The sequence below is a fragment of the Bradyrhizobium centrolobii genome (assembly GCF_001641635.1).
Taxonomy (GTDB): domain Bacteria; phylum Pseudomonadota; class Alphaproteobacteria; order Rhizobiales; family Xanthobacteraceae; genus Bradyrhizobium; species Bradyrhizobium centrolobii.
This window is the reverse complement of sequence record NZ_LUUB01000121.1, coordinates 27,646-51,157: the sequence shown is the minus strand read 5'-3', so window position 1 is coordinate 51,157 and position 23,512 is coordinate 27,646. Positions and strand designations below refer to the sequence as shown.

At 63.8% G+C, this 23,512-nt stretch carries 27 protein-coding genes; 11 read left to right on the top strand and 16 right to left on the bottom strand.

Features of this window, described 5'->3' with window-relative positions:
• The 4 genes from AYJ54_RS53270 to AYJ54_RS53265 all read right to left on the bottom strand — a co-directional run.
• A partial coding sequence (locus AYJ54_RS53270) for a PPC domain-containing DNA-binding protein (RefSeq protein ID WP_488226338.1) occupies nucleotides 1–515 on the bottom strand: 515 nt, incomplete at its 3' end.
• 9 nt (nucleotides 516–524) lie between these two features.
• A complete protein-coding gene (locus AYJ54_RS43215) occupies nucleotides 525–2,132 on the bottom strand; it encodes an acyl-CoA synthetase (RefSeq protein WP_063708580.1) in 1,608 nt (535 codons plus the stop codon).
• 105 nt (nucleotides 2,133–2,237) lie between these two features.
• Nucleotides 2,238–2,366 carry a hypothetical protein gene (locus tag AYJ54_RS53630; protein WP_283808773.1) on the bottom strand — a complete coding sequence of 43 codons (129 nt, stop codon included), beginning with the start codon at nucleotides 2,364–2,366 and terminating at the stop codon, nucleotides 2,238–2,240.
• 16 nt (nucleotides 2,367–2,382) lie between these two features.
• A complete protein-coding gene (locus AYJ54_RS53265) occupies nucleotides 2,383–2,679 on the bottom strand; it encodes a hypothetical protein (protein WP_245329310.1) in 297 nt (98 codons plus the stop codon).
• 136 nt (nucleotides 2,680–2,815) lie between these two features.
• Here AYJ54_RS53265 and AYJ54_RS43205 point away from each other — a divergent pair, with 136 nt between their 5' ends.
• The 3 genes from AYJ54_RS43205 to AYJ54_RS43195 all read left to right on the top strand — a co-directional run bounded on the left by AYJ54_RS43205 (nucleotide 2,816) and on the right by AYJ54_RS43195 (nucleotide 4,073).
• Nucleotides 2,816–3,178 carry a hypothetical protein gene (locus AYJ54_RS43205; protein WP_063708579.1) on the top strand — a complete coding sequence of 121 codons (363 nt, stop codon included), beginning with the start codon at nucleotides 2,816–2,818 and terminating at the stop codon, nucleotides 3,176–3,178.
• A 92-nt stretch (nucleotides 3,179–3,270) separates the two neighbouring features.
• The gene (locus AYJ54_RS43200) at nucleotides 3,271–3,786 is read left to right on the top strand and encodes a DUF3828 domain-containing protein (RefSeq protein WP_063708578.1); all 516 of its coding nucleotides are present in this window, start codon (nucleotides 3,271–3,273) and stop codon (nucleotides 3,784–3,786) included.
• A gap of 11 nt (nucleotides 3,787–3,797) precedes the next feature.
• Nucleotides 3,798–4,073: a GNAT family N-acetyltransferase gene (locus tag AYJ54_RS43195; RefSeq protein WP_063708577.1), complete on the top strand. Its 276-nt coding sequence runs from the start codon at nucleotides 3,798–3,800 to the stop codon at nucleotides 4,071–4,073.
• 51 nt (nucleotides 4,074–4,124) lie between these two features.
• Here AYJ54_RS43195 and AYJ54_RS43190 read toward each other — a convergent pair whose 3' ends face one another.
• Both AYJ54_RS43190 and AYJ54_RS43185 read right to left on the bottom strand, forming a co-directional pair.
• Complete coding sequence (locus AYJ54_RS43190; RefSeq protein ID WP_063708576.1) at nucleotides 4,125–4,523, bottom strand: SPW repeat domain-containing protein; 399 nt, start codon at nucleotides 4,521–4,523, stop codon at nucleotides 4,125–4,127.
• 200 nt (nucleotides 4,524–4,723) lie between these two features.
• A complete protein-coding gene (locus AYJ54_RS43185; protein ID WP_063708575.1) occupies nucleotides 4,724–5,659 on the bottom strand; it encodes a tetratricopeptide repeat protein in 936 nt (311 codons plus the stop codon).
• A gap of 104 nt (nucleotides 5,660–5,763) precedes the next feature.
• Here AYJ54_RS43185 and AYJ54_RS43180 point away from each other — a divergent pair, with 104 nt between their 5' ends.
• Nucleotides 5,764–6,039, top strand: a complete 276-nt coding sequence (locus AYJ54_RS43180) for a GNAT family N-acetyltransferase (RefSeq protein WP_063708574.1) — start codon at nucleotides 5,764–5,766, stop codon at nucleotides 6,037–6,039.
• Between the two features lie 54 nt (nucleotides 6,040–6,093).
• Here the strand turns inward: AYJ54_RS43180 and AYJ54_RS43175 are convergent, their stop codons facing one another.
• A complete protein-coding gene (locus tag AYJ54_RS43175) occupies nucleotides 6,094–6,498 on the bottom strand; it encodes a DUF3597 domain-containing protein (protein ID WP_063708573.1) in 405 nt (134 codons plus the stop codon).
• A gap of 329 nt (nucleotides 6,499–6,827) precedes the next feature.
• Here AYJ54_RS43175 and AYJ54_RS43170 point away from each other — a divergent pair, with 329 nt between their 5' ends.
• A complete protein-coding gene (locus AYJ54_RS43170; RefSeq protein WP_063708572.1) occupies nucleotides 6,828–7,736 on the top strand; it encodes a DUF2189 domain-containing protein in 909 nt (302 codons plus the stop codon).
• 135 nt (nucleotides 7,737–7,871) lie between these two features.
• Entirely contained in the window at nucleotides 7,872–8,696 is an 825-nt protein-coding gene (locus AYJ54_RS43165) for a lytic murein transglycosylase (RefSeq protein ID WP_063708571.1), read from the top strand.
• A gap of 61 nt (nucleotides 8,697–8,757) precedes the next feature.
• On the opposite strand, the gene AYJ54_RS43160 is transcribed toward AYJ54_RS43165, so the two are convergent.
• Complete coding sequence (locus AYJ54_RS43160; protein WP_063708570.1) at nucleotides 8,758–9,021, bottom strand: hypothetical protein; 264 nt, start codon at nucleotides 9,019–9,021, stop codon at nucleotides 8,758–8,760.
• Nucleotides 9,022–9,719: 698 nt separating this feature from the next.
• Between AYJ54_RS43160 and AYJ54_RS48560 the strand changes: the two genes are divergently transcribed.
• The 5 genes from AYJ54_RS48560 (at nucleotide 9,720) to AYJ54_RS43140 (ending at nucleotide 14,965) form a co-directional block, all read left to right on the top strand.
• Nucleotides 9,720–9,872 (top strand): DUF1127 domain-containing protein, encoded by a 153-nt coding sequence (locus AYJ54_RS48560; RefSeq protein ID WP_007590701.1) that lies wholly within the window; start codon nucleotides 9,720–9,722, stop codon nucleotides 9,870–9,872.
• Nucleotides 9,873–9,999: 127 nt separating this feature from the next.
• Entirely contained in the window at nucleotides 10,000–11,427 is a 1,428-nt protein-coding gene (trmFO, locus tag AYJ54_RS43155; protein WP_063708569.1) for a methylenetetrahydrofolate--tRNA-(uracil(54)-C(5))-methyltransferase (FADH(2)-oxidizing) TrmFO, read from the top strand.
• A 7-nt stretch (nucleotides 11,428–11,434) separates the two neighbouring features.
• Nucleotides 11,435–12,529, top strand: coding sequence for a serine/threonine protein kinase (locus AYJ54_RS43150; protein ID WP_063708568.1), 1,095 nt, complete (start codon nucleotides 11,435–11,437; stop codon nucleotides 12,527–12,529).
• Nucleotides 12,530–12,602: 73 nt separating this feature from the next.
• Nucleotides 12,603–13,181 (top strand): CAP domain-containing protein, encoded by a 579-nt coding sequence (locus AYJ54_RS43145; protein WP_063708567.1) that lies wholly within the window; start codon nucleotides 12,603–12,605, stop codon nucleotides 13,179–13,181.
• Nucleotides 13,182–13,411: 230 nt separating this feature from the next.
• Nucleotides 13,412–14,965 carry a L,D-transpeptidase gene (locus AYJ54_RS43140; RefSeq protein ID WP_063708566.1) on the top strand — a complete coding sequence of 518 codons (1,554 nt, stop codon included), beginning with the start codon at nucleotides 13,412–13,414 and terminating at the stop codon, nucleotides 14,963–14,965.
• 69 nt (nucleotides 14,966–15,034) lie between these two features.
• Here the strand turns inward: AYJ54_RS43140 and AYJ54_RS43135 are convergent, their stop codons facing one another.
• From AYJ54_RS43135 to AYJ54_RS43100, 8 genes are all read right to left on the bottom strand, one after another.
• Nucleotides 15,035–15,508 (bottom strand): VOC family protein, encoded by a 474-nt coding sequence (locus tag AYJ54_RS43135; RefSeq protein WP_063708565.1) that lies wholly within the window; start codon nucleotides 15,506–15,508, stop codon nucleotides 15,035–15,037.
• Nucleotides 15,509–15,703: 195 nt separating this feature from the next.
• Complete coding sequence (locus AYJ54_RS43130; RefSeq protein ID WP_063708564.1) at nucleotides 15,704–17,032, bottom strand: MFS transporter; 1,329 nt, start codon at nucleotides 17,030–17,032, stop codon at nucleotides 15,704–15,706.
• 43 nt (nucleotides 17,033–17,075) lie between these two features.
• Complete coding sequence (locus tag AYJ54_RS43125) at nucleotides 17,076–18,017, bottom strand: hydroxymethylglutaryl-CoA lyase (RefSeq protein ID WP_063708563.1); 942 nt, start codon at nucleotides 18,015–18,017, stop codon at nucleotides 17,076–17,078.
• Nucleotides 18,014–19,207 carry a CaiB/BaiF CoA transferase family protein gene (locus AYJ54_RS43120; RefSeq protein ID WP_063708562.1) on the bottom strand — a complete coding sequence of 398 codons (1,194 nt, stop codon included), beginning with the start codon at nucleotides 19,205–19,207 and terminating at the stop codon, nucleotides 18,014–18,016. The genes AYJ54_RS43125 and AYJ54_RS43120 overlap by 4 nt, the downstream gene beginning before the upstream one ends.
• Nucleotides 19,208–19,323: 116 nt before the next feature.
• A complete protein-coding gene (locus tag AYJ54_RS43115) occupies nucleotides 19,324–20,280 on the bottom strand; it encodes a LysR family transcriptional regulator (RefSeq protein WP_063708561.1) in 957 nt (318 codons plus the stop codon).
• 427 nt (nucleotides 20,281–20,707) lie between these two features.
• Nucleotides 20,708–21,163 (bottom strand): hypothetical protein, encoded by a 456-nt coding sequence (locus AYJ54_RS43110; protein WP_136624326.1) that lies wholly within the window; start codon nucleotides 21,161–21,163, stop codon nucleotides 20,708–20,710.
• Between the two features lie 207 nt (nucleotides 21,164–21,370).
• A complete protein-coding gene (locus AYJ54_RS43105; protein ID WP_063708559.1) occupies nucleotides 21,371–22,621 on the bottom strand; it encodes a threonine ammonia-lyase in 1,251 nt (416 codons plus the stop codon).
• 45 nt (nucleotides 22,622–22,666) lie between these two features.
• Nucleotides 22,667–23,512 (bottom strand): phytoene/squalene synthase family protein (locus AYJ54_RS43100; RefSeq protein ID WP_245329309.1); only part of this gene is annotated, 846 nt, incomplete at its 5' end.

The window sequence follows — 23,512 nt, the reverse complement described above, 5'->3', positions numbered from 1 at the left end:
GCGCCGCCGCTCGCGACAGCCACCGGCCCGAACAGCTTGAAGTTGGTCTCGGGATCGGGCTCCGCCTTGAACATTGCGCCATCAAGGCCAAAGGCCTCGACCTCGAACGCCTCGGCCACGACCGTCTCATCCGGCAGCATGTGGCCGCCATTGGCGCGGCCGTCGGCCTCGATCCAAAGCCCGTGGCAATGAAAGAACGGCGCGCCATCGCGCAGGCCGAGCGTCATGCTGCCAAGCTTCGTGTACGTCACGCCCTTGGGCCGGAACGTGTCGCTGTAGAACGCGGCATTCTCATCCGTCCTGGACAGCGCCGGCATGACGTAGGCAAACGGGCCGAGCGCGCCGCGCCTGAAATTCAGCACGCCGCCGGCAAAGCCTTCCGCCGCAAAGCCACGCCGCGCGGCTTCGAGCAGCGGCATACCGGCTTCAAGCCTGAACGAGAAGGCGCGCCCCCTCGCCTCCACCCATTGGATGCGCTCGGCGAGCGGCGCCCCCGGCTGCTTGATGCTGCGCATGACGCCCTCTCAACCCGCCTGCTTCTTGTCGAGATCGAGCAGCCCGCGCGCCTCGAGTTCGTCGCGGACCATGCGCTTCGGAATCTTGCCATAGCCGGACTTCGGCAGGGCCTCCCAGAAGAAGAACCGCTTCGGCATCTTGTAGCGCGGCACCTTTGGGCTAAGGAACGCCGCCATCTCCGCTTCGTTCACCGGCGTCTCGCCCTCGCGTGCGACGCAGACGGCAACGCCGACCTCGCCCCAGGTCGGATCGGGCACGCCGAGCACTGCGACCTCGCCGACCGCCGGATGCGTCAGGATCTTCTCCTCGATCTCGCGCGGATAGATGTTGGAGCCGCCGGAGATGTACATGTCGGAGGCGCGGCCGGTGATGTAGACAAAGCCCTCCTCATCCATGTGGCCGAGATCGCCGGTGCGGAACCAGCCGTTACGGAACGCCTTCGCGTTGGCCTCGGGATTGTCGTAGTAGCCGGCGAACACCGCAGGCCCGATCACGCAGATCTCGCCGCTCTGGTTGGCCCCAAGCTCGCGGCCCTCGTCGTCCTGGATCGAGACCTGCATGCCCGTGCGCTCGAAGCCGCAGGTGCCGATCTTCGCATGCGGGCCGTCCTCGGAATCATGCAGCGCCGCCGGCAGCACCGTGATGTTGCCGGTGACCTCGCCGAGGCCGAAATACTGCACGATGACCTTGCCGAGCTTCCTCAGTGCGGACTTCTGGTCCTCGCGATACATCGGCGCGCCGGCGTAGATCACCTGGCGCAGCGAGGAATGATCGTATTTGTCGGCGGCGGGATGCTCGACCATCATCTTCAGGATGGTCGGCACCGTGAAGAGATTGCTGACGCGATGTGCCTCGATCAGGCGGAACGCCTCGTTGATGTCGAACTTTTCCGTCGGCAGCAGCACGGTGCGCACGCCCCGCGCGGTCTGCATCAGCTGATGCACGCCGGCGCCATGCGACAGCGGCGCCACCACCAGCGAGGCATCCTGCTCCGTCGTGCCGGGCGTGAGATCGGCGAGATGATTGGTCACCACAAAACCCATCTGCCCGTGGGTGAGTACGGCCGCCTTGGACCGGCCGGTGGTGCCGGAAGTGAAGAAGAACCAGCAGGGATCGTCGTATTCGACGTCGACATTCGCGACCCTCGCGCCGGCCTGCGAGGCGATGGCGTCGGCGACCGTCCGTTCGCCGAACGAGGCCTTGCCGTCGATGCTCCAGGTGAATTCCAGCGCGCCGCCGCTCACGGCGGCAGCGTGCTCCGGAAAGTCGACGTGGCACAGGAACGCCTTCGCACCGGAGGCTTGCGCGAGATAGGCGACCTCGTCCGGCATCAGGCGGAAATTGGTGGGCACCCAGACCGCGCCGAGCCGAAACGCCGCGAACATCGAAAAGAACATCTCGTCGCCATTCTTGGAATGCACGAGGATGCGGTCGCCCTTCCCGATGCCGCGCGCGGCGAGCGCTGCGGCGAGTGCGGAAACCTGTGCATCGATCTCGCGCCAGGTCCAGGATTTGTCGCCCCACACGAAGCCGGGGCGCGAGCCATACCGCCGCGCATTCTGGGTCAGCATGTAAGCGAGATTCATGACGCGGCGAGACATGCGCAGGGGCTGCATCGGGCTTCCTCTTCGATGGCGGACGGCGCGCACGCGCCCCGCCCTTTGCAGCCCATTTATCGCCATCGCCCGCGGCGTAGCAAGGCCACCTGCCGCGCACCTGCCTTACGGCTTCTTGAACTCGAACGGCGTCGCCTTGATGACCTTTTCCTTGAAGCAGGCCTGGGCACCGAAGCCGCCGCAAAAGCTCCCGTGCAGATCGAAGCGGATGGTGCGCGCGGCGCCGCGCTTCATCGGCTTTGCCTTGACCTCATAGTTGCGGACGTACGCAGCGCACACTGCCATCGGGCAGCGTCACCAGGATGTCCAGCACGCAACCGCCGGTTCCGCAATAGGTGGTCTCGCGATCGCCGCATTTGGTGTCGCGGAAATCGACGATGTAATCGTCGCGGCCTCGCCGGTCAGATCGATCTTGCGCACTGCGTCCGGCGCAGGTCACCGCGCCGCCGCCCCGGCTGTCGCATTCCTCATTGGCGTAACTCAACGCCTTCTGCACCTCGGGCGGAGAGTCGGCGGGATTGAACGGTTTCGCATCTTCGGCGCACACGGATGTTCCGAGCAGAGCGAACAAGAGGATCAAATATCTCACGCGCGTTGGTCGCCGCCGCGACCGCGATCGTTCAGGGAATTTTAAACATGATCGGCGCAACCTCAGTCAGTTCTTGCGTACAGAGTGCCGTATCATGGTCAAAGCGCCCGCCGTCCTCCTGTTGTCGCTGGCGCTTGCCGGATGTGCCGTGGCGCCGCAAGCCCGCCTCGCACCGGATTCCGCCTTCGAGCCTGCGCGCTATGCCTGGGATGGCGCTGGCGAAGATCCCAATCAGCCGCGTTCTGAGCCATCGCGCACAATGCGCGCCGCTGCCCGATCCGAGCGCAACAACTCGCAAGCCGGACTTCAGCCCTATTCAAAAGAATGGTGGCAGGCACAGGACGGCAACGAGGCCGAGCAGGACGCCAGGGTCAATCGCTCCCTCGTCATCTGCCAGGGCTGCCTCCGCCCGCAGCAGCAGCCCGAAGACGCGCGCCTCGCCAAAGCGGCCGATTGAACCGAACCGTCCGTACGCCGGTCTACTGAGATAGGCGCCGGACAAGGGCCGTTCCGGTTCATCATCGCGCGCCATCATCTCAAGGGAATTCCATGCTCACCCGTCGCAGCCTCATTGCCGCCTCCCTCCTCGCCGGCATCAGCCCGGCCCTCGCCCAGACGCCCGCACCGACCGATCCCGCGGCGATCCTGACCGCGATCTACACCCGCGCCGCCAAGGGCAAGGGCGATGGCGGTGGTGCCTTCGTCATCGAGAACAAGGCGGCCAAATCCAGATATCTCTCGAAAGCGCTGGTCGCACTGTGGGCCAAGGCCGATGCGCACACGCCCAAGGGCGACGTCGGTCCCGTCGATTTCGATCCCGTGACCAATTCGCAGGAGCCGGACGTCAAATCATTCAAGGTTGACGCGGAGAGGATGGAGGCCGACAAGGCCGTGGTCGCGGTGACCATCACCGGTCATCGCAACGATCGCAAGCCCGCCGACCAGATCGTGCGTTATGATTTCGTGCGCGAGGCCAACAGCTGGAAGATCGACGACATCAGGGGCTCCTCCGATGGCGAGGCCTGGTCGATCCGCAAGATGCTGACGGACTCGCTGAAGAGCTGACCGGAGACGACATGAGCGACGTCATCAACAACAAGGCCCATAACCGCTATGAGCTCGCGGTCGAAGGCCACCTCGCCGCGACCTATTACAAGCTCGACGGCGACGTCATCACCTTCGTCCACACCGAGGTGCCGTCCGAGCTCGGCGGCAAGGGCAGCGGCTCAAAACTCGTCAAGGGCGCGCTCGACCCGGTCCGCGCCGCGGGCCTGAAGGTCATCGCGCAATGCCCGTTCGTGAAAGCGTGGATCGAGAAGCACCCGGACTATGCGGATCTTGTGAAGAGATGAGAGCACAGGCCCGCCGGCTCGTAGCCAGGCGGGCCTGCCGACGTCTACGCCCTATTGCCCATGCCTGAGCATGTCCTGGTCGTTCAGGTCCCAGTCCTGCCACAGCTGGAGCACGCCGAGGAGCACCACCACCGCACCGAGGCTCGTGTGGTAGAGGCGGAGAAAGCCTTCACTGGAATAGCCGAAGACATAAGGTGAGGCGATGAGCCACAGTCCGACCAGGATCGTCGTCACCTCTTGCCAGCGCTGCAGCGCGACATATTCGAGCTGGCTGAGGCCAAACACGACCAGGCCGATTGCGACCGCATTCAGGATCACCATCTGGTCTCCGAGGATCGCCGGCTGATCCTGGATGGGAAACCATGGCGAAGCGACGATCAGCGCGCCGAGCAGCATCCCGCACCAGTCTTCCCATGTTCGATGAGTATTCAAGAAACCAAAGTCCGACATCGTACCCTCCTACAACAGAGGCATACGTCGGCGGCTGGCGATCATGACACTCCGAATGTCTAGCGACCCTGGCCTGCCGCATTCGGGCGTATGTCCTCTCAACGACGTGGGAACCGCCGGGGAACTTGCAAGAGCGGTGTCGAGGATTATTTGCGGTCGCCGCGCGATGCTCGCTGATCAAGAATCATGCCGCATTGCAGCTACAGGGCGCCAAGCTTCTGGAGCGCCTCGCGCGCGATCGGCAGTCCGGGGCGCAGCTCCAGCGCTTTCCTGAAATCCGCAATCGCGCCCTGCTTGTCGCCAAGCCTCATCTTGGCCTGGCCGCGATTGTTCCAGGAGAACACGTCGGACGGATCGTATTGCAAGGCCTTGTCGTAATCGGCGAGCCCGCCCTTGTTGTCGCCCTGGTAGAGCCGGATCATGCCGCGGTTGCGCCAGCCGCGCGCATCGGTCGGCGCGACCCGGATCGCCTCGCCATAGTCGGCGGCGGCCCGGTCAAGCGGCTCGCTGTCGCGATAGACGTTGCCGCGATCGATATAGGCGAGCAGATCGGGTCTCAGCTTGATCCGCATGGTGAGGTCGACGAGCGCATGCGTCATGTCGTGTTTGCGGTAGTAGACCAGGCCGCGATTGCCATAGGCCGTCGCATAATTGGGATCGAGCTCGATCGCAGTGCTGAAATCGGCCAAGGCGCCGTCCAGGTCACCCTTGTTGAAGCGGGACTCGCCGCGGTTGCTGTGGGCCAGTGCCAGCGACGGATCGAGCTTGATGGCCTGGTCGTAGTCGGCGATGGCGCGATCGTAGTCGCGCTTGAAGGAAAAGACACGGCCGCGATTGTTGAATGCGCAGGCATAGGCCGGATCGAGCCTGACCGCCTCGTCGAGGTCGGATAGCGCGGCGTCGAGCTCGCGCTTCTCGGTCAGGGCGTGACCGCGGTTGCAATAGGCGCCGGCGAGCCTCCGGCCGCTCTCGCTCCTGGTATCGATCACGGTCGAGCAGGCCTTGATCCGCTCATCCAGCGTGCTGGACAGTCGCACGCACGCCTCCCAGGCCGGACCACCTTCGGCCGACGCCGGCGTCGGCGACGTCGAGACGAGCGCGACAAGCAATCCCATGAGGCTGACCGGGACACGCATTTTTCAGATATCTCCCCTGCGGCAACCTCCCTTGGTCGCGGCTTGGCAAGGGCGGGTTCACACGCCTAGATCAGGGGACAATCGGCATTTCGGAAGGATCACGCATGGCGGCTTCGGTACGCGACAACAAGGACAGAAGCCGCTTCGAGCTCGACATCGGAAGCGAGGTCGCTTTCGCCAACTACCGCCCGACGCCGTCGGCGGTGATCATCACCCACACCGAGACGCCGCATGCACTGCGTGGCCGCGGCATCGCCTCCGAACTGATCAAGGGCGCGCTGGAATTGATCCGCAGCGACGGCAAGAAGGTGATCGCCGGCTGCGGCTTCGTCGTCGACTATCTCGAGAGGCATCCGGAAGATGCCGACCTCGTCGCCTGACGCAAAAAGGGTCCGCGAGATCGCGAGCCCTTTTTGCTGCGACGATGGTGCCGCCTAGTGCTTGATCTCGGGCGGCAGCTTGCCGCCATTGGCGGCGAGCTTGGACATGACCTGCTTATGCAGCCAGACGTTCATGCTGGCCGAGTCGTTCATGTCGCCGGTGTAGCCGAGCTCCTTGGCAAGGTCCTTGCGTGCGGCCAGGCTGGAATCGATGTCGAGCGCCTTCATCAGATCCACGATCGAGGTGCGCCATTCCAGCTTCTCGCCCTTGTGGGCGGCGGCGGCCTTGTCGACAATCGCAGCGACGTCAACTGTCTGCGCGGGCGCGGCAGCGGGCGCAGACGACGGCGCCGATCCACTCGGCGCGGGTGCGCTGCCCGAAGGTGCGCTGTCTGCGGGCGTGGCGGAAGCGGGATGGCCACCGAAGATCGCGCCCATGATTTTTCCGAAAATGCTCATGTCTGCTCCCCGAGAAGGATCCGTTGGAAAGGCCCTGAGTGGCACTTATAAACCAAGTTTCTGTGTCGCGCCCGCTGCGAAGCAGTGGGACAGCATGAGCTTATCTGCGGCGAAATGACGACCGAATGACATATTCGAGGTTGCACTGCGGCATCGAATTTCACCCAAGCGTGAGGGACAGGACTCGGAATTGGGAGTAGCGTTTACGTTCAGCTCGCGATGCCATCCGGAGTTCGCGTCGGGTCGGGATCGCGAAAGTTCAAGAAAAGCGGCCGCTTGCGCCGTTTGCCGGCGTCGCGTTCGGCTGCTCGGCAAGGGAGCTAGCGACAATGGCCACATCCTACCAGGGCAATGTCCCCACGATGGCCCAGACCGCAGATGCGGCTGGACCTGTGATCCGAACCATACAACTGTCCGACCTGCACGACGCGCTCAGGCGCGGCTGGGAGGATTTCAAGGCGGTTCCGAGCCACGCAATCATCCTCTGCGTCATCTATCCGGTGCTGGGCCTCGTGCTCGCCCGCGTGGTGATGGGCTATTCGGTCCTGCCGCTGCTGTTTCCATTGGCCGCGGGCTTCGCCCTGATCGGCCCTTTCGCAGCCCTTGGCCTGTATGAGCTCAGCAGCCGGCGCGAACGCGGTGAAGAGGCCAGCGCCTGGGATGCCATGGAGGTGCTGCGCTCGCCCTCCTTCGGTGCGATGCTCGGCCTCGGCGCGCTGCTGCTGGCGCTGTTCGTGACCTGGGTGGCGACCGCGCAGGCGATCTATGTTGCTGCCTTCGGCTATGAGGGCGTGACCGGAATCTCGGATTTCGCAAGACGTGTGCTGACGACGCAGCAAGGCTGGTGGCTGATCGTGGTCGGCTGCGGCGTGGGCTTCCTGTTCGCGCTGGCCGCGCTCTGCATCAGCGCCGTGTCGTTCCCGCTAATGCTCGACCGGCATGCCGGCGCACTGGACGCGATGGTCACCTCGCTTCGCGTCGTCGCCAAGAACCCGGTGCCGATGGCTACCTGGGGCCTGATCGTCGCGGTGCTGCTGGCGCTCGGCACGATCCCCGCCTTCCTCGGTCTGGCCGTAGTAATTCCCTTGCTCGGCCACGCCACCTGGCATCTCTATCGCAAGGTGATCGTCTCCGATCCCGACGCACGGCCGGTGCCGCCTCCGCCGCATCGTCCGCGCAAGCCGGCGGCCGACTTCCCCGCCAATCTCTTCCCCTGGCGGAATGACACGAACGCTTAGTGTAACATACTGCAACATCCGATCCTGCCCGGGCCCGGGCAGGATCGGACCATCTTCAAACGCCTTGCTTTGGCCGCGGTTACAACCGACATTCCCGCAGCCGGTCATGCCACTTTACGGAATCGATTCATTCGAATGGCCCCGACGATTTCTCGTCTTGCTCTCGCAGCTTTCGCCCTCACCGCGTCAATCGTCTCAACTGAGCCCACGCTCGCCGCGGCGGCCTGCGGTTCGGGCAATTTCGACGCCTGGCTTTCCGATTTCAAAACCGAAGCCGCCGCCAAGGGCATCTCGCAGCAGGCGATCTCCGCGGGACTTGCCGGCGTGACGCTCGATCAGGCCGTGCTCAATCGCGACCGCTCGCAAAAGGTCTTCAGCCAGTCCTTTGAAGAGTTTTCCGGCCGTATGGTGCCGCCGCGCCTGCAGCGCGGCTCCAACATGATGAAGCAATATGGCTCGGTGCTCTCCCGCATCGAACAAACCTATGGCGTGCAGGGTGAGGTGCTGGTCGCAATCTGGGGACTCGAGACCGATTTCGGCGTCAACACCGGCAAGTTTCCGACAATCCGCTCGCTGGCGACGCTGGCCTATGACTGCCGGCGCGCCGAGCAGTTTCGCGGCGAGCTGATGGATGCGCTGCGCATCGTCCAGCGCGGCGATCTGGCACCGAACGAAATGCGCGGCGCCTGGGCCGGCGAGATCGGCCAAACCCAGTTCATGCCGTCCTCCTGGATAAAATACGCCGTCGACTTCGACGGCAACGGGAAGCGCGATCTGCTGCATAACGCGCCGGATGTGCTCGCCTCCACCGCCAATTATCTCGCCGGCTATGGCTGGCAGCGCGGCAAGGACTGGGAACCTGGCAGCCCGAACTTCGCGGTGCTACAGCAGTGGAACAAGAGCGAAGTCTACGCCAAGACGGTCGCCTATTTCGCGACCCAGCTCGCGCGCGCTCCCTAAAGACAAGTCCTGAACAAAACGCGTAGGGCCGATCGCGTCGCGACCGGCCCTCTTTGAGCGTTTACTTACCCGTGGTGGCTTGCATCGCCTTGTTGAGGTGCGCGCCGCACGCACCCATCTTGCCGTTGAGCAGCGAGTCCTGGGCGGCCGCGATCTCCTTCTGCGCAACCATCTTGCTGTCGCCGTCGGGCATGTTCTCGATCGCAGTCTCCGTGTGCTCCAGATTGGCCGAGCTGCAGCCGCCGGCAGCGTGCTTGGCGGCCTGGGCCGGCGCGACGGCGAACGCGACGGCGGCAATTGCAATAACCCCGAGTAACTTCGTCATGATGTTACTTTCCTTCTCTTATTCTTGAACACAAACCCAGCGACATTGCCGAATCTGCGACATCACTTTTCTCCGGGCGCGGCAACTTGCCGCAATAAATTCCCCGCGAGAATTGCGTGATGTTGCGCGCGGCGCAGAGCCGCATGCGGAAATTCTGATTTTCATTACAACTTTGTAATCAGGTCTTCACACGCTCGGCGTGTGCACCGCGACAAATGGGCGGGCGGCCGGCATTGGATTAGCGGGATGCGGCAATAGCCGCCGGGGGCAGGCCCGCTGCTGGCCTGGATTGCGCGAGACGGCGGACAGGCCCCGCTAATCAGCCTCCATAAAATAATGAATTTCAATTCATCTATAAAGAAGTTCCCTGATTATGCGATTCGCGCATGTCGGACTTGGGTCCAGTAGCTGCCGAATTCTCTTGCGGATAACAGAAACGAGAAATACTTCACGCCGAGAGGGAACCGTAAATTTGAGTATAACTCCGTGATTTCACGGAAGTTTATTCTCGAACCCGGGATGTTCCGCTCACCCCCTGGCCAGGACTGCCGAGAGGTTAATCGTCTCTTACCTGTGCTATGCGTTCTTTGCTTAGCTGCATCGCAACATCGGAACTTCCGCACTGCAGCAAGCCCATCTATATTCATTTCAACGATGACGCTCAGGTCAAGGGCTGAATCGAACTACAGGAGACTACAATGCTGCTCTCGCTCATCCGCATGATCCAGGCTTTCCGGGATTATCAGCGCAATGTTGCCGAGCTGTCCCAGCTCAGCGATCGCGAACTGGCCGACATCGGCCTCGATCGCTCGGACATCCCGCGCGTTGCCGCCGGTCAATATCAGGGCTGACACCGTTTCAGCCCTTACCGAACGAACCGATAGCGCCCGCCTCGTGCGGGCGTTGTCGTATCTGAAAGGCAGAAAACTCGATCTCAGCGATTCCAACGGCCGCCGAAAAGCGCTACCTGTCCCGCCCATGACAGGATCCCAATCCAACACCGTGCACGTGATCGGCGCGGGCCTTGCCGGCTCCGAGGCCGCCTGGCAGGTCGCCAAATCCGGCATCCCCGTGGTGCTGCACGAAATGCGGCCGACCCGCATGACCGAGGCGCATCGCACCGAGGGGCTTGCCGAGCTCGTCTGCTCCAACTCGTTCCGCTCCGACGATGCCGCCAACAACGCGGTCGGCCTGCTGCATGCGGAGATGCGCCGCCTCGGCTCGCTGATCATGCGCGCCGCCGATGCCAACCAGGTACCCGCCGGCGGGGCGCTGGCGGTCGATCGCGACGGCTTTTCCGCCGCCGTCACCAAGGCGCTGAACGAGCATCCCCTGATCGAGATTGCCCGCGGCGAGGTGGCAGGCCTGCCGCCGGCCGATTGGGGCAACGTGATCGTTGCCACCGGCCCCCTCACCTCCGCGCCGCTGGCCGACGCCATCCGCGAACTGACCGACGAGAACGCGCTCGCCTTCTTCGATGCGATCGCGCCGATCGTGCACCGCGAATCCATCGACATGTCGGTGGCCTGGTTCCAGTCGCGCTACGACAAGGTCGGTCCCGGCGGCAACGGCGCCGACTACATCAACTGCCCGATGACCAAGGAGCAGTATGACGGCTTCGTCGCGGCGCTCATCGACGGCGAGAAGACCGAATTCAAGGAGTGGGAGACCAACACGCCCTATTTCGACGGTTGCCTGCCGATCGAGGTGATGGCGGAGCGCGGCCCCGAGACGCTGCGTCACGGCCCGATGAAGCCGGTCGGCCTCACCAATCCGCACGATCCCACCACAAAACCCTACGCGATCGTGCAGCTTCGCCAGGACAACAGGCTCGGCACGCTCTACAACATTGTCGGCTTCCAGACGAAATTGAAGTACGGCGAGCAGCAGCGCATCTTCCGTGCCATTCCGGGCCTGGAGAAGGCTGAGTTCGCCCGCCTCGGCGGCCTGCATCGTAACACCTTCCTCAACTCGCCAAAGCTGCTCGACGGCCAGCTGCGCCTGCGCGCGCAGCCGCGGCTGCGCTTTGCCGGCCAGATGACCGGCTGCGAAGGCTATGTGGAGTCCGCGAGCGTCGGCCTGATCGCCGGCCTCTATGCGGCGGCGGATGCACATGGCGAAACACTGGCGAGCCCGCCGGCCACGACGGCACTGGGATCCCTGCTCGGCCACATCACCGGCGGTCATATCGAGACCATCGAGCCGGGTACGCGATCGTTCCAGCCGATGAACGTCAATTTCGGCCTATTCCCGCCGCTCGCACGCGCGCCGACGAAGAAACCCGACGGCACGCGCCTGCGCGGCAACGAGAAGACGGTGGCCAAGAAACAGGCGTTGAGTGCGCGGGCGCTGGCCGATCTCGATCGCTGGATCGCCGATCACCTGCACATTGCCGCAGCGGCGTGAACCTTCGATGAGTCTCCCCAAAGAAGACGCCGCGGTGCTCTCGGCGCGCTGGACTGACGGCGTGTTGCTCAAGCGCGACGTGTTCTCGACCGTCGAGCGCGGCCGCTTTCGCGGCGACAGCGCCGAGGTCGATGCGGTCTTGCGCCGGCTCGACGAGGTGCCGTGGTGGTCGTACCTGCTGGCGCGCCATCTGTTCGCGCGCGAGAAGCATGCGCTGGCGCTAGCCAAGGGCCTGAACGTCGGCCCCGAGCTCTTATGGGCCGGTCGCCGCGCCCTCGTCCGCGGCTTCGTCGACGGCGTCGCACTGCATCTGGCGAAACCGCATGGCGACCTCACTTATTTTCGCTCAGCCAAGGCGGCGCTGCGCCGGCTGCGCCGCGCCGGCATCTGCCACAACGACCTCGCCAAGGAGCAGAACTGGCTGGTGGGGCGCGACGGGCGTGCCTATGTCACCGACTTCCAGCTCGCAGCCTGTTTCGAGCGTCGCGGGCGCCTCTATCGCATCCTCGCCTATGAAGACCTGCGTCATCTGCTCAAGCATAAGCGCTCCTATGCGCCGCAGGCCCTGACGCCGCGGGAGCGGAAGATCCTGGCGAAGAAATCCTTCGCAGCGAGCCTGTGGCTTGCCACCGGCAAGAAGGTCTATCGCGCGATCACGCGCGGCCTGTTCAACTTCACCGACCGCGAAGGCGGCGGCCGCCGGCTCGTCAACGACGCGCCGGTGCTGGCCGACCTGATCCGCAAGAATCCGGCCGTGCGCGACACCGCCATCGTCGCATTCGCCGACCGCCGCTCCGGCGTTGGGCTTTATGCCTTCGTCGAGGCGGATCAGGCCGCGCTCGAAGGCCAGCTCCGCAACGAACTCACTGCGGCGAAGGGACCGAAGCCACCGGAGCACATCCAGGTGGTGCACGCGCTGCCGCGCGATACCAGCGGCAAGCCGCGCACCGAGATCCTGCAGCTGGTCGCCATGAACCAGCTCGACCTGATCGAACCGATGATGAAGAACGATCAGGACCGCGCCTTCCTGAAGGACATCCTGGAGCAGCGCAAAAACCTGCGTGACCGCTTCAACTTCGAGGCGGACCTACCGACGAGCTAGCGGGGATCGCGCCTTGATGCGTCCACATTGCCGATAGACAAGGGAACCAGATATCGCGGTGGTTGGTGGGGGAATGAGCACCTGGGGGGCGATCAGGCGTCGTGTGGCTGGCGGAATGGTCGCCGGCCTTCTGCTGTTGGCAGCCACGCCCGTGGCCGCGGAGTCCGCGGCCGAACAGATCTCCAATTTCCGCGTCAAGCATGGTGAGGGTCGCGTCGTGCGCGATGGAACCCTCGACCGGATTGCGCTGGAGCAGGCGCGCGCGATGGCAGCAAAGGATGATCTCAGCCACGAGACGCTCGGCCCGTTCACGAGGCGGATCGCGCCGGCACGGGCGGGCCGCGCCGCTGAGAACATCGCCTACGGTTATGACAATTTCGAGAAGACGCTCGGCCAGTGGATCGACTCCTCCGGGCACCGCAAGAACCTGCTGCTACACAACGCCTCCCGGGTCGGGATCGCGAGCGCCCGGAATGCCAGCGGCAAGCGCACCTATTGGGCCATGGTGATCGCAGGCGATTACGAGCCGAAGCCGGGCAAGGGCAAGAAGGACAAGGAGCCGCTTGTTGCCGTGAAGCGTGAAGTCGCCGCTCCGTCAGGCCGAACCAAATCGAACGACTGCCACATCAAGCTGCTCAGCCTCTGCATTTGAGGCGAAACCGGCACCGGACGCGCTGCATAGCGAAAAGACCACCTGCGGCAAATCGACCGTCAGCGTCGAGCCAGCTTCAGGTGCGAGCCACTCTTCCTCCGACGCAAGCGGTCATATATGAGGGGTTTGCCACCGGAATGTCCTCAGAAGCGAACTGGCGGCGTTGATGGCGGTTCGTTAATCCAAGTATCGCAACGTAGGCACGGACGGGCATTCGACCGAGGCATGGCATGGTGAAACGTTTGACGGTGGCGCAGTCCAGCCTGGCGATGCGGCGTTGGGGGCCTCCCAGCATTGTCACGCTCGCGGCGATGGCCGCACTGACGGCGCTGACCGCAGACGCCGCGGCCAAGCAGGCGCGCCCCGCCGTCGAGGCGACGGCGCCGCGCGAGGCCGGCGAGCCGATCATGGCGATCGTCTCGATCAAGAGTCAGCAGGTCACCTTCTACGACGCCGAAGGCTGGATCCTGCGCGCCCCGGTGTCCACCGGCACGACCGGCCGCGAGACGCCGGCTGGCGTCTTCGCCGTCATCGAGAAGGACAAGGACCACCACTCGACCATGTATGACGATGCCTGGATGCCGAACATGCAGCGCATCACCTGGAACGGCATCGCGCTACATGGCGGGCCCCTGCCCGGCTATGCGGCCTCACACGGCTGCGTGCGGATGCCCTACGGCTTTGCGGAAGATCTGTTCGACAAGACGAATATCGGGATGCGGGTGATCATCTCGCCGAACGACGCGGCTCCGGTCGATTTCTCTCATCCCTCGCTGTTCGTGCCGAGGAAGGAGGCTATCGCGGCGGTGCCGGCCCGCGCCGACAAGCTCTCCGCCGAGGCCGAGGAGGCCATCAGGGCCGCCGACGAGACCAAGAAGGCTGCTGCGGTGGCAGCGAAAGAGGCCGCGTCGCTCCCGGCGTCGCTGCGCAGGCTGGAACAGCAGAAGGCCCGCGCCGACGCCGAACTCGCGTTCGCCGACAAGTCGCTCGCCGCCGCAAAGACCGATCAGGCCCGGGCCAAGGCCGAGGAGTTGAAGCAGAAGGCCGCTACCAAAGCTGCGGACGCGGCAACGCAGCTCGACACCGCGAAGGCCGACGCACAGCCGAAGCGCGACGCCGTCGCCGCCACCAAGGACGCCGCCAAGGCGGCGGCAGCCAAAAAGGCCGACGCCGTCAAGGCGGCGACCGAGGCGAAGCTCGCGCTCGAGCCGGTCTCGGTCTACATCAGCCGCGCGACGCAGAAGCTCTACGTGCGGCGAAACACGCATAAGCCGGCGCCGGACGGCGGCGGCGAGGTGTTCGATACGAGCATCGAGGTTCCGGTCACGATCCGCAATCCCGATATGCCAATCGGGACGCATGTGTTCACGGCGATGGCGAAGAACGACGCGGGCCTGCACTGGACCGTGGTCACGATCGACAATGGCGACGATGCCAAGGACGCGCTCGACCGGATCACCATTCCGCAGGACATACTCAATCGCATCGCGCCGACCGCTGTGCCGCGATCGTCGATCATCATCTCGGACGAGCCGCTGAGCAAAGAGACCAACTATCGCACCGAGTTCGTCGCAGTGCTGAACAACCAGCCTCAAGGCGGCTTCATCACGCGCAAGCCGACGGTCCCGATGGCCGTTGCGAGCGATGACAGCTGGGGGGACAACGGCGGCTTCGGCTTCTTCTTCCAGCAGCGCGATCCGAACCCGCAACCTGTCCGCCGTCGCGGCCAGTACCAGTACTATCAACCGATGCAACCGCAACCGATGCAACGGAGCTGGTGGTAGGACGGAGCGCTCGATCGTTTGCGCACCGTCTCGATCGGCGTTGCAAACAAAGCGCTCGCTAGCGCGACGTCAGCCACGACGCGCCGCCTTGATCGCGGCGACGTCGATTTTTGTCATGCCCATCATGGCTTCGAACGCGCGCTTTGCTTCGGCACCGCCAGCCGCCAGCGCCTCGGTGAGCACGCGCGGCGTGATCTGCCAGGAAATGCCCCATTTGTCCTTGCACCAGCCGCACGCGCTTTCCTGCCCGCCATTGCCGACGATGGCATTCCAATAGCGATCGGTCTCGTCCTGATCGTCGGTGGCGATCTGGAACGAGAAGGCCTCATTGTGCTTGAACACGGGACCGCCATTGAGGCCGAGACACGCGACGCCGGCAACCGTGAATTCGACGGTCAGCACATCACCCGCATTGCCGGATGGATAATCACTGGGCGCGCGGTGGACGGCGTGCACTGCACTGTCGGGGAACGTCTCGGCATAGAAACGTGCAGCAGCTTCGGCGTCCTTGTCGTACCAGAGGCAGATCGTGTTCTTCGTCATCGCGGGTCCTTCTCAGTTCCAAGCCAGATCGCGCCCATTCCCCATGCGCGCGCCAGCATAGAATCCCCCTCGCCTCGATGTCACCCCAGATGGTCAACTTGCCGCAGTTTCACGGCCTGCCGTGAAACAAAAGCGGACGTTCCAGGCTCAGCCTCGAACGCCCACGCTTGATGGCGCAACTTCTAGCCGCCGCTGCTATCCGGGTTCCGGCAGGTCGTTGGCTTTCAAGCCACGCGGAAGCACGGTCAGCAGAAGCAGCGCGCAGAGCACGCACAGCGTGCCGATCACGTAGAGCGCCGGCGTGCTGCTGCCGGTCCAATCCTTGACCGAACCGACCATGACCGGGCTCACAATGCCGCCGAGTTGGCCCAACGTATTGATGAGCGCGATTCCACTCGCAGCGCCCGCGCCCGCGAGGATCTTTGGGGGAAGCGTCCAAAAAGTCGGGATGGCCGCAACGACGCCGCCTCCGAGAATGGCAAGCGCAGCAACCAGGGTGACGACATTCTTGTCGAATGCGCCGGTGGCAAAAAATCCGAGCGCCGCGGCAAGGACCAATCCAGCGACAAACTTCGGTCGTTCGCCTGACGCGTCGGACATTCGCCCGACTGCCAGCATGGTGATGGCGCCACAGATGTAAGGGACGGCGGTCAGGAAGCCGATTGCGGCCGCGCTCCCGCCCCCCGCCGCCTTGATGAGATCCGGTGCCCAGAAGTTGAGTCCGTAAGACGCGATCTGGATCAGGAAGTAGATGAATCCGAGCAGCAGCACGCCAGGCATCAGCAACGATCGCCATGCCGAATGCTCGCCGATCCCGCTGTTCTGGCGATCCAGCCGGACCGAGATGAGGCGACGCTCCTCGCCGCTCAGCCATTCGGCCTGCTCGATACCATCGTCGAGGCGAAGCAGAACGACCACCCCCAGAGCGACGCATGGGATGCCGCCAGCCAGGAACAACCATTGCCAGCCGGCCAGGCCGTGCAGCCCGTGCAGATAGTTGAGAATGAGACCGGAGATCGGCGCGCCGATGATCCCGGAGAATGCGGTCGCAAGAAAGAAGACCGAGGTCATGCGGCCGCGATGCGACTTGGGAAACCAGAGCGTCAGATAGTAGAGGATGCCGGGAGCAAATCCGGCCTCCATGGCGCCGATCACGAAGCGCAGTGCATAGAACTGCCATTCGCTTCGGACGAAGATCATGGCCGCGGTCGCCAATCCCCACGAGATCATGATGCGGGCGATCCAGCGCCGCGCGCCGAAGCGGTACAGCAGCATGTTGCTCGGCACCTCCAGGAGGACATAGCCGACGACGAACAGGCTCGCGCCAAATCCATAGGCTGTATTGCTCAGGCCGAGATCCGCCTGCAGCGCCGCCTTGGCAAAGCTGATGTTGACGCGATCGAAGAACGCGAAAAAGTAGCAGACGATGATCAGCGGCATCAGCCGCCACGCAATCCTCCTAATGACTTTCTGCTCGTTGATGTCAGTATCGAGATCCACAGCGGTCGCCATTGTTATGGTCATGATTTCCTCCGATATGTTCTTTGGGATTTTGATTGCGGATCGCTCAGACCGAGCGTCGCAAGCGTTCTGGAATGGGATGCAGATCCAGAGGACGGCCGGCCTTTGCGACCTGTCCGGGCACCTCATGTCCGACGAGTCCGGGCAGTCGGAATGAGAGATCGATCAAGCGCTGGAGATCGAGGCCGGTCGTCAGACCGATTTCGTGACAGAGATTGACCAGGTCCTCGGTGCAGACATTGCCGGTCGCGCCGGGAGCGAATGGACATCCGCCGAGGCCGCCCAGTGCCGCGTCGAAGCGACGCGCGCCGGTGTCATAGGCCGAGAGAGCATTCACCAGCCCAAGACCTCGGGTGTTGTGGAAGTGGAGCGTGAGCTGATCCGCCGGAAGCACTATCAAGGTCTTGGCCACCAGTTGCGAGACCTGGTTGGGATTGGCCATGCCCGTCGTATCGGCGAGGGTTATGCCATCGACCCCGAGATCGAGATAACGCTTGATGATGTCCAATACCTTCTTGAAGGGCTGCACGCCCTCGAATGGACAGCCGAACGCTGTGGCGACGGTGGCATTGACCAAGGCACCGACCTCATGAGCCGGCTTCACGATCTCGGCGAGCGACGCGAGTGAGTCCGCGTGCGTCATGTTCATGTTGGCACGGTGGTGCGTTTCGCTCGCCGACATCACGAAATTCAGCTCGTCGGCGCGCGCCGCCAGCGCTCGCTCGGCGCCCCGCCGGTTCGGAACGAGCGCCGTGTAGATCGTGCCGGGGCGCCGCTCGATCCCGGCGAAGACCTCCGCCGCGTCTCGCAGCGAGGGCACGGCCGTTGGAGAAACGAACGACGAAACCTCGATGCGGCCAAAGCCGATCGTGGACAATGAATTGATCAGCCGGATCTTGTCGCCGGTTTCAACCCATTTCGGCTCGATTTGCAGGCCGTCCCGCGGTGCGACTTCCTGGATCATGATATCAAGCGGCGCGGTTCTCATTGCACAGCTCCGATCCGGCGTAGCTGCGCAATATCCGCCTCCTGGAGGCCGAGCCCGGTCAACACCTCATCGGTGTGTTGGCCAAGCGTCGGGCCCGGCCACCTGATGCCGCCGGGCGTGTCGGAGAGCTTGGGCGCGATGCCCGGCATCTTCACGGTGACATCACCCGGCAATTCGGTCGCCAGGATCATGTCTCGGGCGGCGTAGTGCGGGTCGTCGACAATGTCGGCGACCGAATAGATTCGACCGGCGGGAACGTCGGCAGCATCGAGGAGAGAGAGGATCTCATCCATCGTCCGCTCCGAGGTCCATGTGGTGATGGCGGCATCGAGCAGCGCATTGTTGCGGACGCGTCCGTCGTTGCTGGTAAACGCCGGATTGTCAGCGAGATCCGGCCGGCCGATGACCTGCATCAGACGCTTGAATATCGCATCGCTGTTGCCGGCGATGACGACATGGCGCCCGTCGGAACTCGGATAGGTGTTGGAGGGGCTGATGCCCGGCAACGCCCCGCCGGTGCGGGTCCTGACATGACCCATGAGATCATATTCAGGGACGAGGCTCTCCATCAGATTGAACACGCTCTCGTAGAGCGAGACGTCGACGACCTGCCCCCTTCCCTGACCGGTCTTGACCCGGAGCAGTGAAATCAGGGCTCCAATCACGCCATGGAGAGACGCGAGGCTATCGCCGATGCTGATGCCGACCCGGGCCGGCGGGCTGTCCGGATCGCCCGTCGTGAAGCGCAATCCGCCCATGGCCTCGCCGATCGCGCCGAACCCGGACCTGTCGCGATAAGGGCCGGTCTGGCCGTAGCCGGAGATGCGCACCAAGGTGAGGTTCGGATTGAGTTCGGACAGCACGTCCCAGCCGAGACCGAGCTTCTCGAGGCTGCCCGGCTTGAAATTCTCGATCACGACATCGGCCTGTGCTGCCAGGCGCAGGGCCACGTCGCGGCCATCCGGCGACTTCAGATCGATCGCGATCGACTTCTTGTTCCGCGATTGCAGATACCACCAGAGCGACGTTCCCTGATGCAGCTTCCGCCATCTGCGCAGCGGATCTCCGCTGCCGGGCTGCTCGATCTTGATGACGTCGGCGCCGAATTCGGCAAGCAGCCGCGCGGCAAAAGGCGCAGCAATCAAAGTTCCGAGTTCGACGACTCGAATTCCGGATAGTGGACCATCCACGGTCTGGCGCTCCTCGACATGCTGTTTCGTCGAGGTGTCGCCGAGCCGGGGGTATTAAGTCCAATATCGTTTGATGAACGGGCATTCGCGGATGACGAACGTCATCAGAGCTCGCGTCAGTGGGCCCTGCTCCGGGGAAATCGCAGGTGTTCCAGCATCAACTGGCTCGTTGCCGACAGGCCTGCGGGATCCCGCGCAACCAGGACCAGCTCGCGATCGGCCCAGCCGTCGCTCAACTCGACGGCCGACAAATCCATGCCGTGACTGAGGACTTCAAATGCGCGATCGGGAATCAAACCAATTCCCATGCCGGCCTGCACCATGCGGCAGACCGCATCAAAGCCCGGGACATGAACCCGCAACCGGATCGACTTTCCGATCTGCTGCGCGGTGTATTGCGAGCGGAGATAGATCGAGCTCGTCGCAAACAGGCCGACGTGATCGTAGTCCAGCGTGTCGGCGAAGGAGACATCCGTTGCGCCCGACAGAGGATGATCGGACCTCACCACGATGACAAGGCGGTCCCTTCGATAGGAGAACCGCTCCAGGGCGCGGGTCGAAACGTCCGCCGAGCAGATGCCGATGTCCGCGACTCCCTCCTCGACGCCACGAACAACCTCGGCGCTGGGACGTTCCTGCAAATCGAGGCGCACCAGCTCGTGCGAGTGGAAGAATCCCGGCAGATCGTCCGGCAGGAATTCGACGATCGACGATAGATTGGCCAGCATGCGCACATGACCGCGCACCCCGCGCGCGTGCTCGGCCATGTCGACCGCGATCTTCTCGACGTTGAGCAGCGTGACCCGCGCATGGTGCAGAAGAGATTCGCCCGCCGGCGTCAGCGCCATCCCGTTTGGATGCCGCTCGAACAAGGCGACCTCGAGCACCTCTTCGAGATCATGCATGCGTTTGCTGACCGCGGAAGGCGCAATAGCCTCTCTTTGCGAGGCACGCGTCAGATTGCCTTCTTCGCAAATGGCGATGAACAACCGCAGCGTTGTAAGGTCGATGCGCCGTGCAAGGTCAATCTTGTGCGGCACGCTTGATCGTGACGACTGTGCTTTCTGCTGCATGATCGGCTTTCCAGACCCCAGAACATATCGCGTTCGAAGTCGGCGGATTTCTCAAAATGCCCGACGGCAGCCATCCAAATTGGAATGCAATACCAAGAGATGACGAAAATTCGCGACTTTGTTCCAACCGTAAGATTTCGCGGACCGCGACGTGCAGATGTTATTGCTGCCACTTCGAGGATGATGGCGCCGAGCGCAGGCACGACGTGCCGCTTGTTACCATTTTCATACGGGTCAAATCGACACAAGCCGGTTCACCCGGCGAGCATCCAATGGCTTCATTTCCGGCGCCTCGGTCCGTCTCAAGCCTAGCGGGGGCTATCTGCTCGGGCAGGCTGCCCAGCTGCTGGCCCGTCACGCTCGTCGCCTCCGCTGCCACAGGGGGTCTCAAGCCGCCTCCCTCGCCTTGAGCGCCGCGCTCCTCTCATCACCAGTACCTGAAACCGAACCAGGCGAACTGCGTTTGCGGAACCGCAGGAATCGGCCGCGGCGTCACATGCCCTTTGGTCCGCGTCGAGACATGATGTGATCTGCGTTGCTGCTTGTGATCAGTGGATTCCGCCGAGCGGGAGCCCGGGCGCGGCAGCAGCGCCAAGGCGTCGGCGGTCGAAGAACGGTCACTCTTGGTTGCAGATGGTCTTGTGAGGACAGGCGGAGCAGCCGTTTCGATGTTCGTGGCCACAGCCTCGGGAGCGACCACCGGCGGCGAATTTGTATCTAGAACCACGCGCTCGGGCCATTTCTGGTCCGAGTGAATACGTATGGCGGGACGGTCTGCAGCGCCGTTCACAGTGATCGGCAACTTGGGCAGGCAGAAGTCCGCAACAAACAACAGCGCAAGCAATACTGCGCCAATCTTCCAGAAGTATGCCGTCAGCGGCATGTCTTGTCGCTCCGCGCCCCCCACCTTGACCTGGGCTCAGTCCGCGACCTCTGCTCACAATCGCTGATCTATCGAAACCCCGATTGATCTGGATCAAGTGCCCGGGATGGTCTTCCATATCCGCCCGGTCATTCCGCGCCTTCCCAGATACCGGGCTCAGCCAAGTTCCGGCCCGCACCGTCAAGGTTCCGGAAGCACACCCGCCGCTCAGGTGCAGCGCGCGCTCAAGCCGGATGCGCTGAGCTTCGCCATGACCTCGTCGAGATGCGCGCTGTCGCGGGTCTCGATGACCAGTTGCAGCAGCGTCGCCTTGGCCGGCAGGTCGGAGAATGTCCGCTGGTGCGAGACTTCGATGATGTTGGCGCCTGCTTCCGCAAGCAGCGCCGCGACCGCGGCCAGCTGGCCCGGCCGGTCCGGGATATCGAGCGACAACTGGGTCAGCCGTCCCTCGCGCGCGAGCTCCCGGGTCAGGACGGACGCGATCAGCCGCGTGTCGACGTTGCCGCCGCTCAGGACGAGGCCAACCTTCTGGCCGGCAAAGCGGGACGGATCGGACATGATCGCGGCAAGGCCCGCGGCGCCGGCGCCCTCGACGACCGTCTTCTCGATCGAGATCAGGGTCGCGACTGCGCGCTCGAGCTCGGCTTCGTTCACCAGCGCAATATCGTCGACGAGGCGACGGACGATTTCGGTGGTGATCTTGCCGGGTGATTTCACCGCGATGCCTTCGGCCAACGTATCGCCGCGTGCCGGCAGATTGCCGTCATGGATGGCGTTGTACATCGAGGGATAGAGCCAGGCTTCGACGCCCAATATCCGCAATGACGGCTTCAGCGACTTCGCGGCAATGGCAATGCCGCTGATCAGGCCGCCGCCGCCGATCGGGACGACCAGCGTATCCAGCTCCGGCACGGCCTTTAGCATCTCCAGCCCGACCGTGCCCTGCCCCGCGATGACAAGCGGGTCGTCATAGGGGTGAACGAAGATCATGCCGCGGGCCTCGCCATGGGCGCGCGCAAACGCGGCGGCTTCCTCAAGCGTCGCGCCCGTCACGATCACCTCGGCACCATGGTGCCTGGTGTTCTCGACCTTCACCATCGGCGTGCCGACCGGCATGACGATGGTGGCGGGAATGCCGAGCCGCTTCGCATGATAGGCGACGCCCTGCGCGTGGTTTCCCGCCGACATGGCGATCACACCGCGCGTACGCTCCTCCGGCGTCAGCGCGGTGAGCCGGTTGAGAGCGCCGCGCTCCTTGAACGAGGAGGTGAACTGAAGGTTCTCGAATTTCAGCCAGATGTCGCAGCCGCAGATGCTGCTTAGCGTGCGGCTATAGCTACAGGGCGTTTCGACGATGGCGCCCCGGACGGTGTCGGCCGCCGCGCGGATATCGGCCGGCGCAACCGGAAGATCGGTCAGATCGAGCGTCGTGGCGGTGGTTTGGGACAAGTCGGCCATGGGACAGCATAGAGTATTTGGCCCATCCAAGCGATAAGCCAAGCCCTATTTGGTAAATTCCCGTGACCGCGACGCCCGCCACAGCGTCCATAGCGTACGCAACCGCGACGATGGCTCCGGCGTGAAGGGATTGCGGTCCGCCCGCGACAGCCGCCTCAGGTCGGCACGCGCCTGGCTCAGCGGCAGAAACGCTGATCGTGCCGATGCCGGCATCTCCGCCAGCAGCGAGGTGGAAGTTGCGAGATGGTGCCGCGCTTCGTTCATGAGTTGGTCCAGGGCGGCACGCAGGCCGGACGTGTCCTTGCCGGCGAACACGTCTTCCATGCGGCAGCCGTGGCTTTCCAGAATCTGCTGCGGCAGAAACAATTGCCTGCGCGCAGAGTCGCGCGGCAGGTTGGCGACGACCTGCACGATGCCCTGGGCGAGGCCCGCATGTCTTGCGAGGTGCTCGATCGTCCCCGAAAGCGGCGCCATGATCCCACCCGCGAGCGCGAGCAGCGCCGAACAGGTCGCCCCCAGATAGCCTTCCAGCGCCGCCATGGTCGGCATCGGATCGTTGTAGAGGTCGAACCGGTGTTCGTCGACGAGCAGCGACAGCGGCTCGACCGGCAGATCGAAATCGCGGATCGCGCGCAAGAGCTCCGCCGCCACCGGGTTGCCTTCGGCGCCGCCATGGGCATGGCCCGAGAGCATGTCGGTCCACCATTGCAGGCGGATCTCGCCGGGCAAGGGCTGGGTCACCTGATCGCGAACGCGGACGATTTCAACATTGAAGGCGTAAAGGGCGAGCAGCGCGCGGCGCTCGGCGGCGGGCACGAACAGGGTTGCGGCATAGCGCGGAAAGTCGTGGCTGCGCACGAGATCGGCGCAGAAGGCGACGGCATCGGCGGG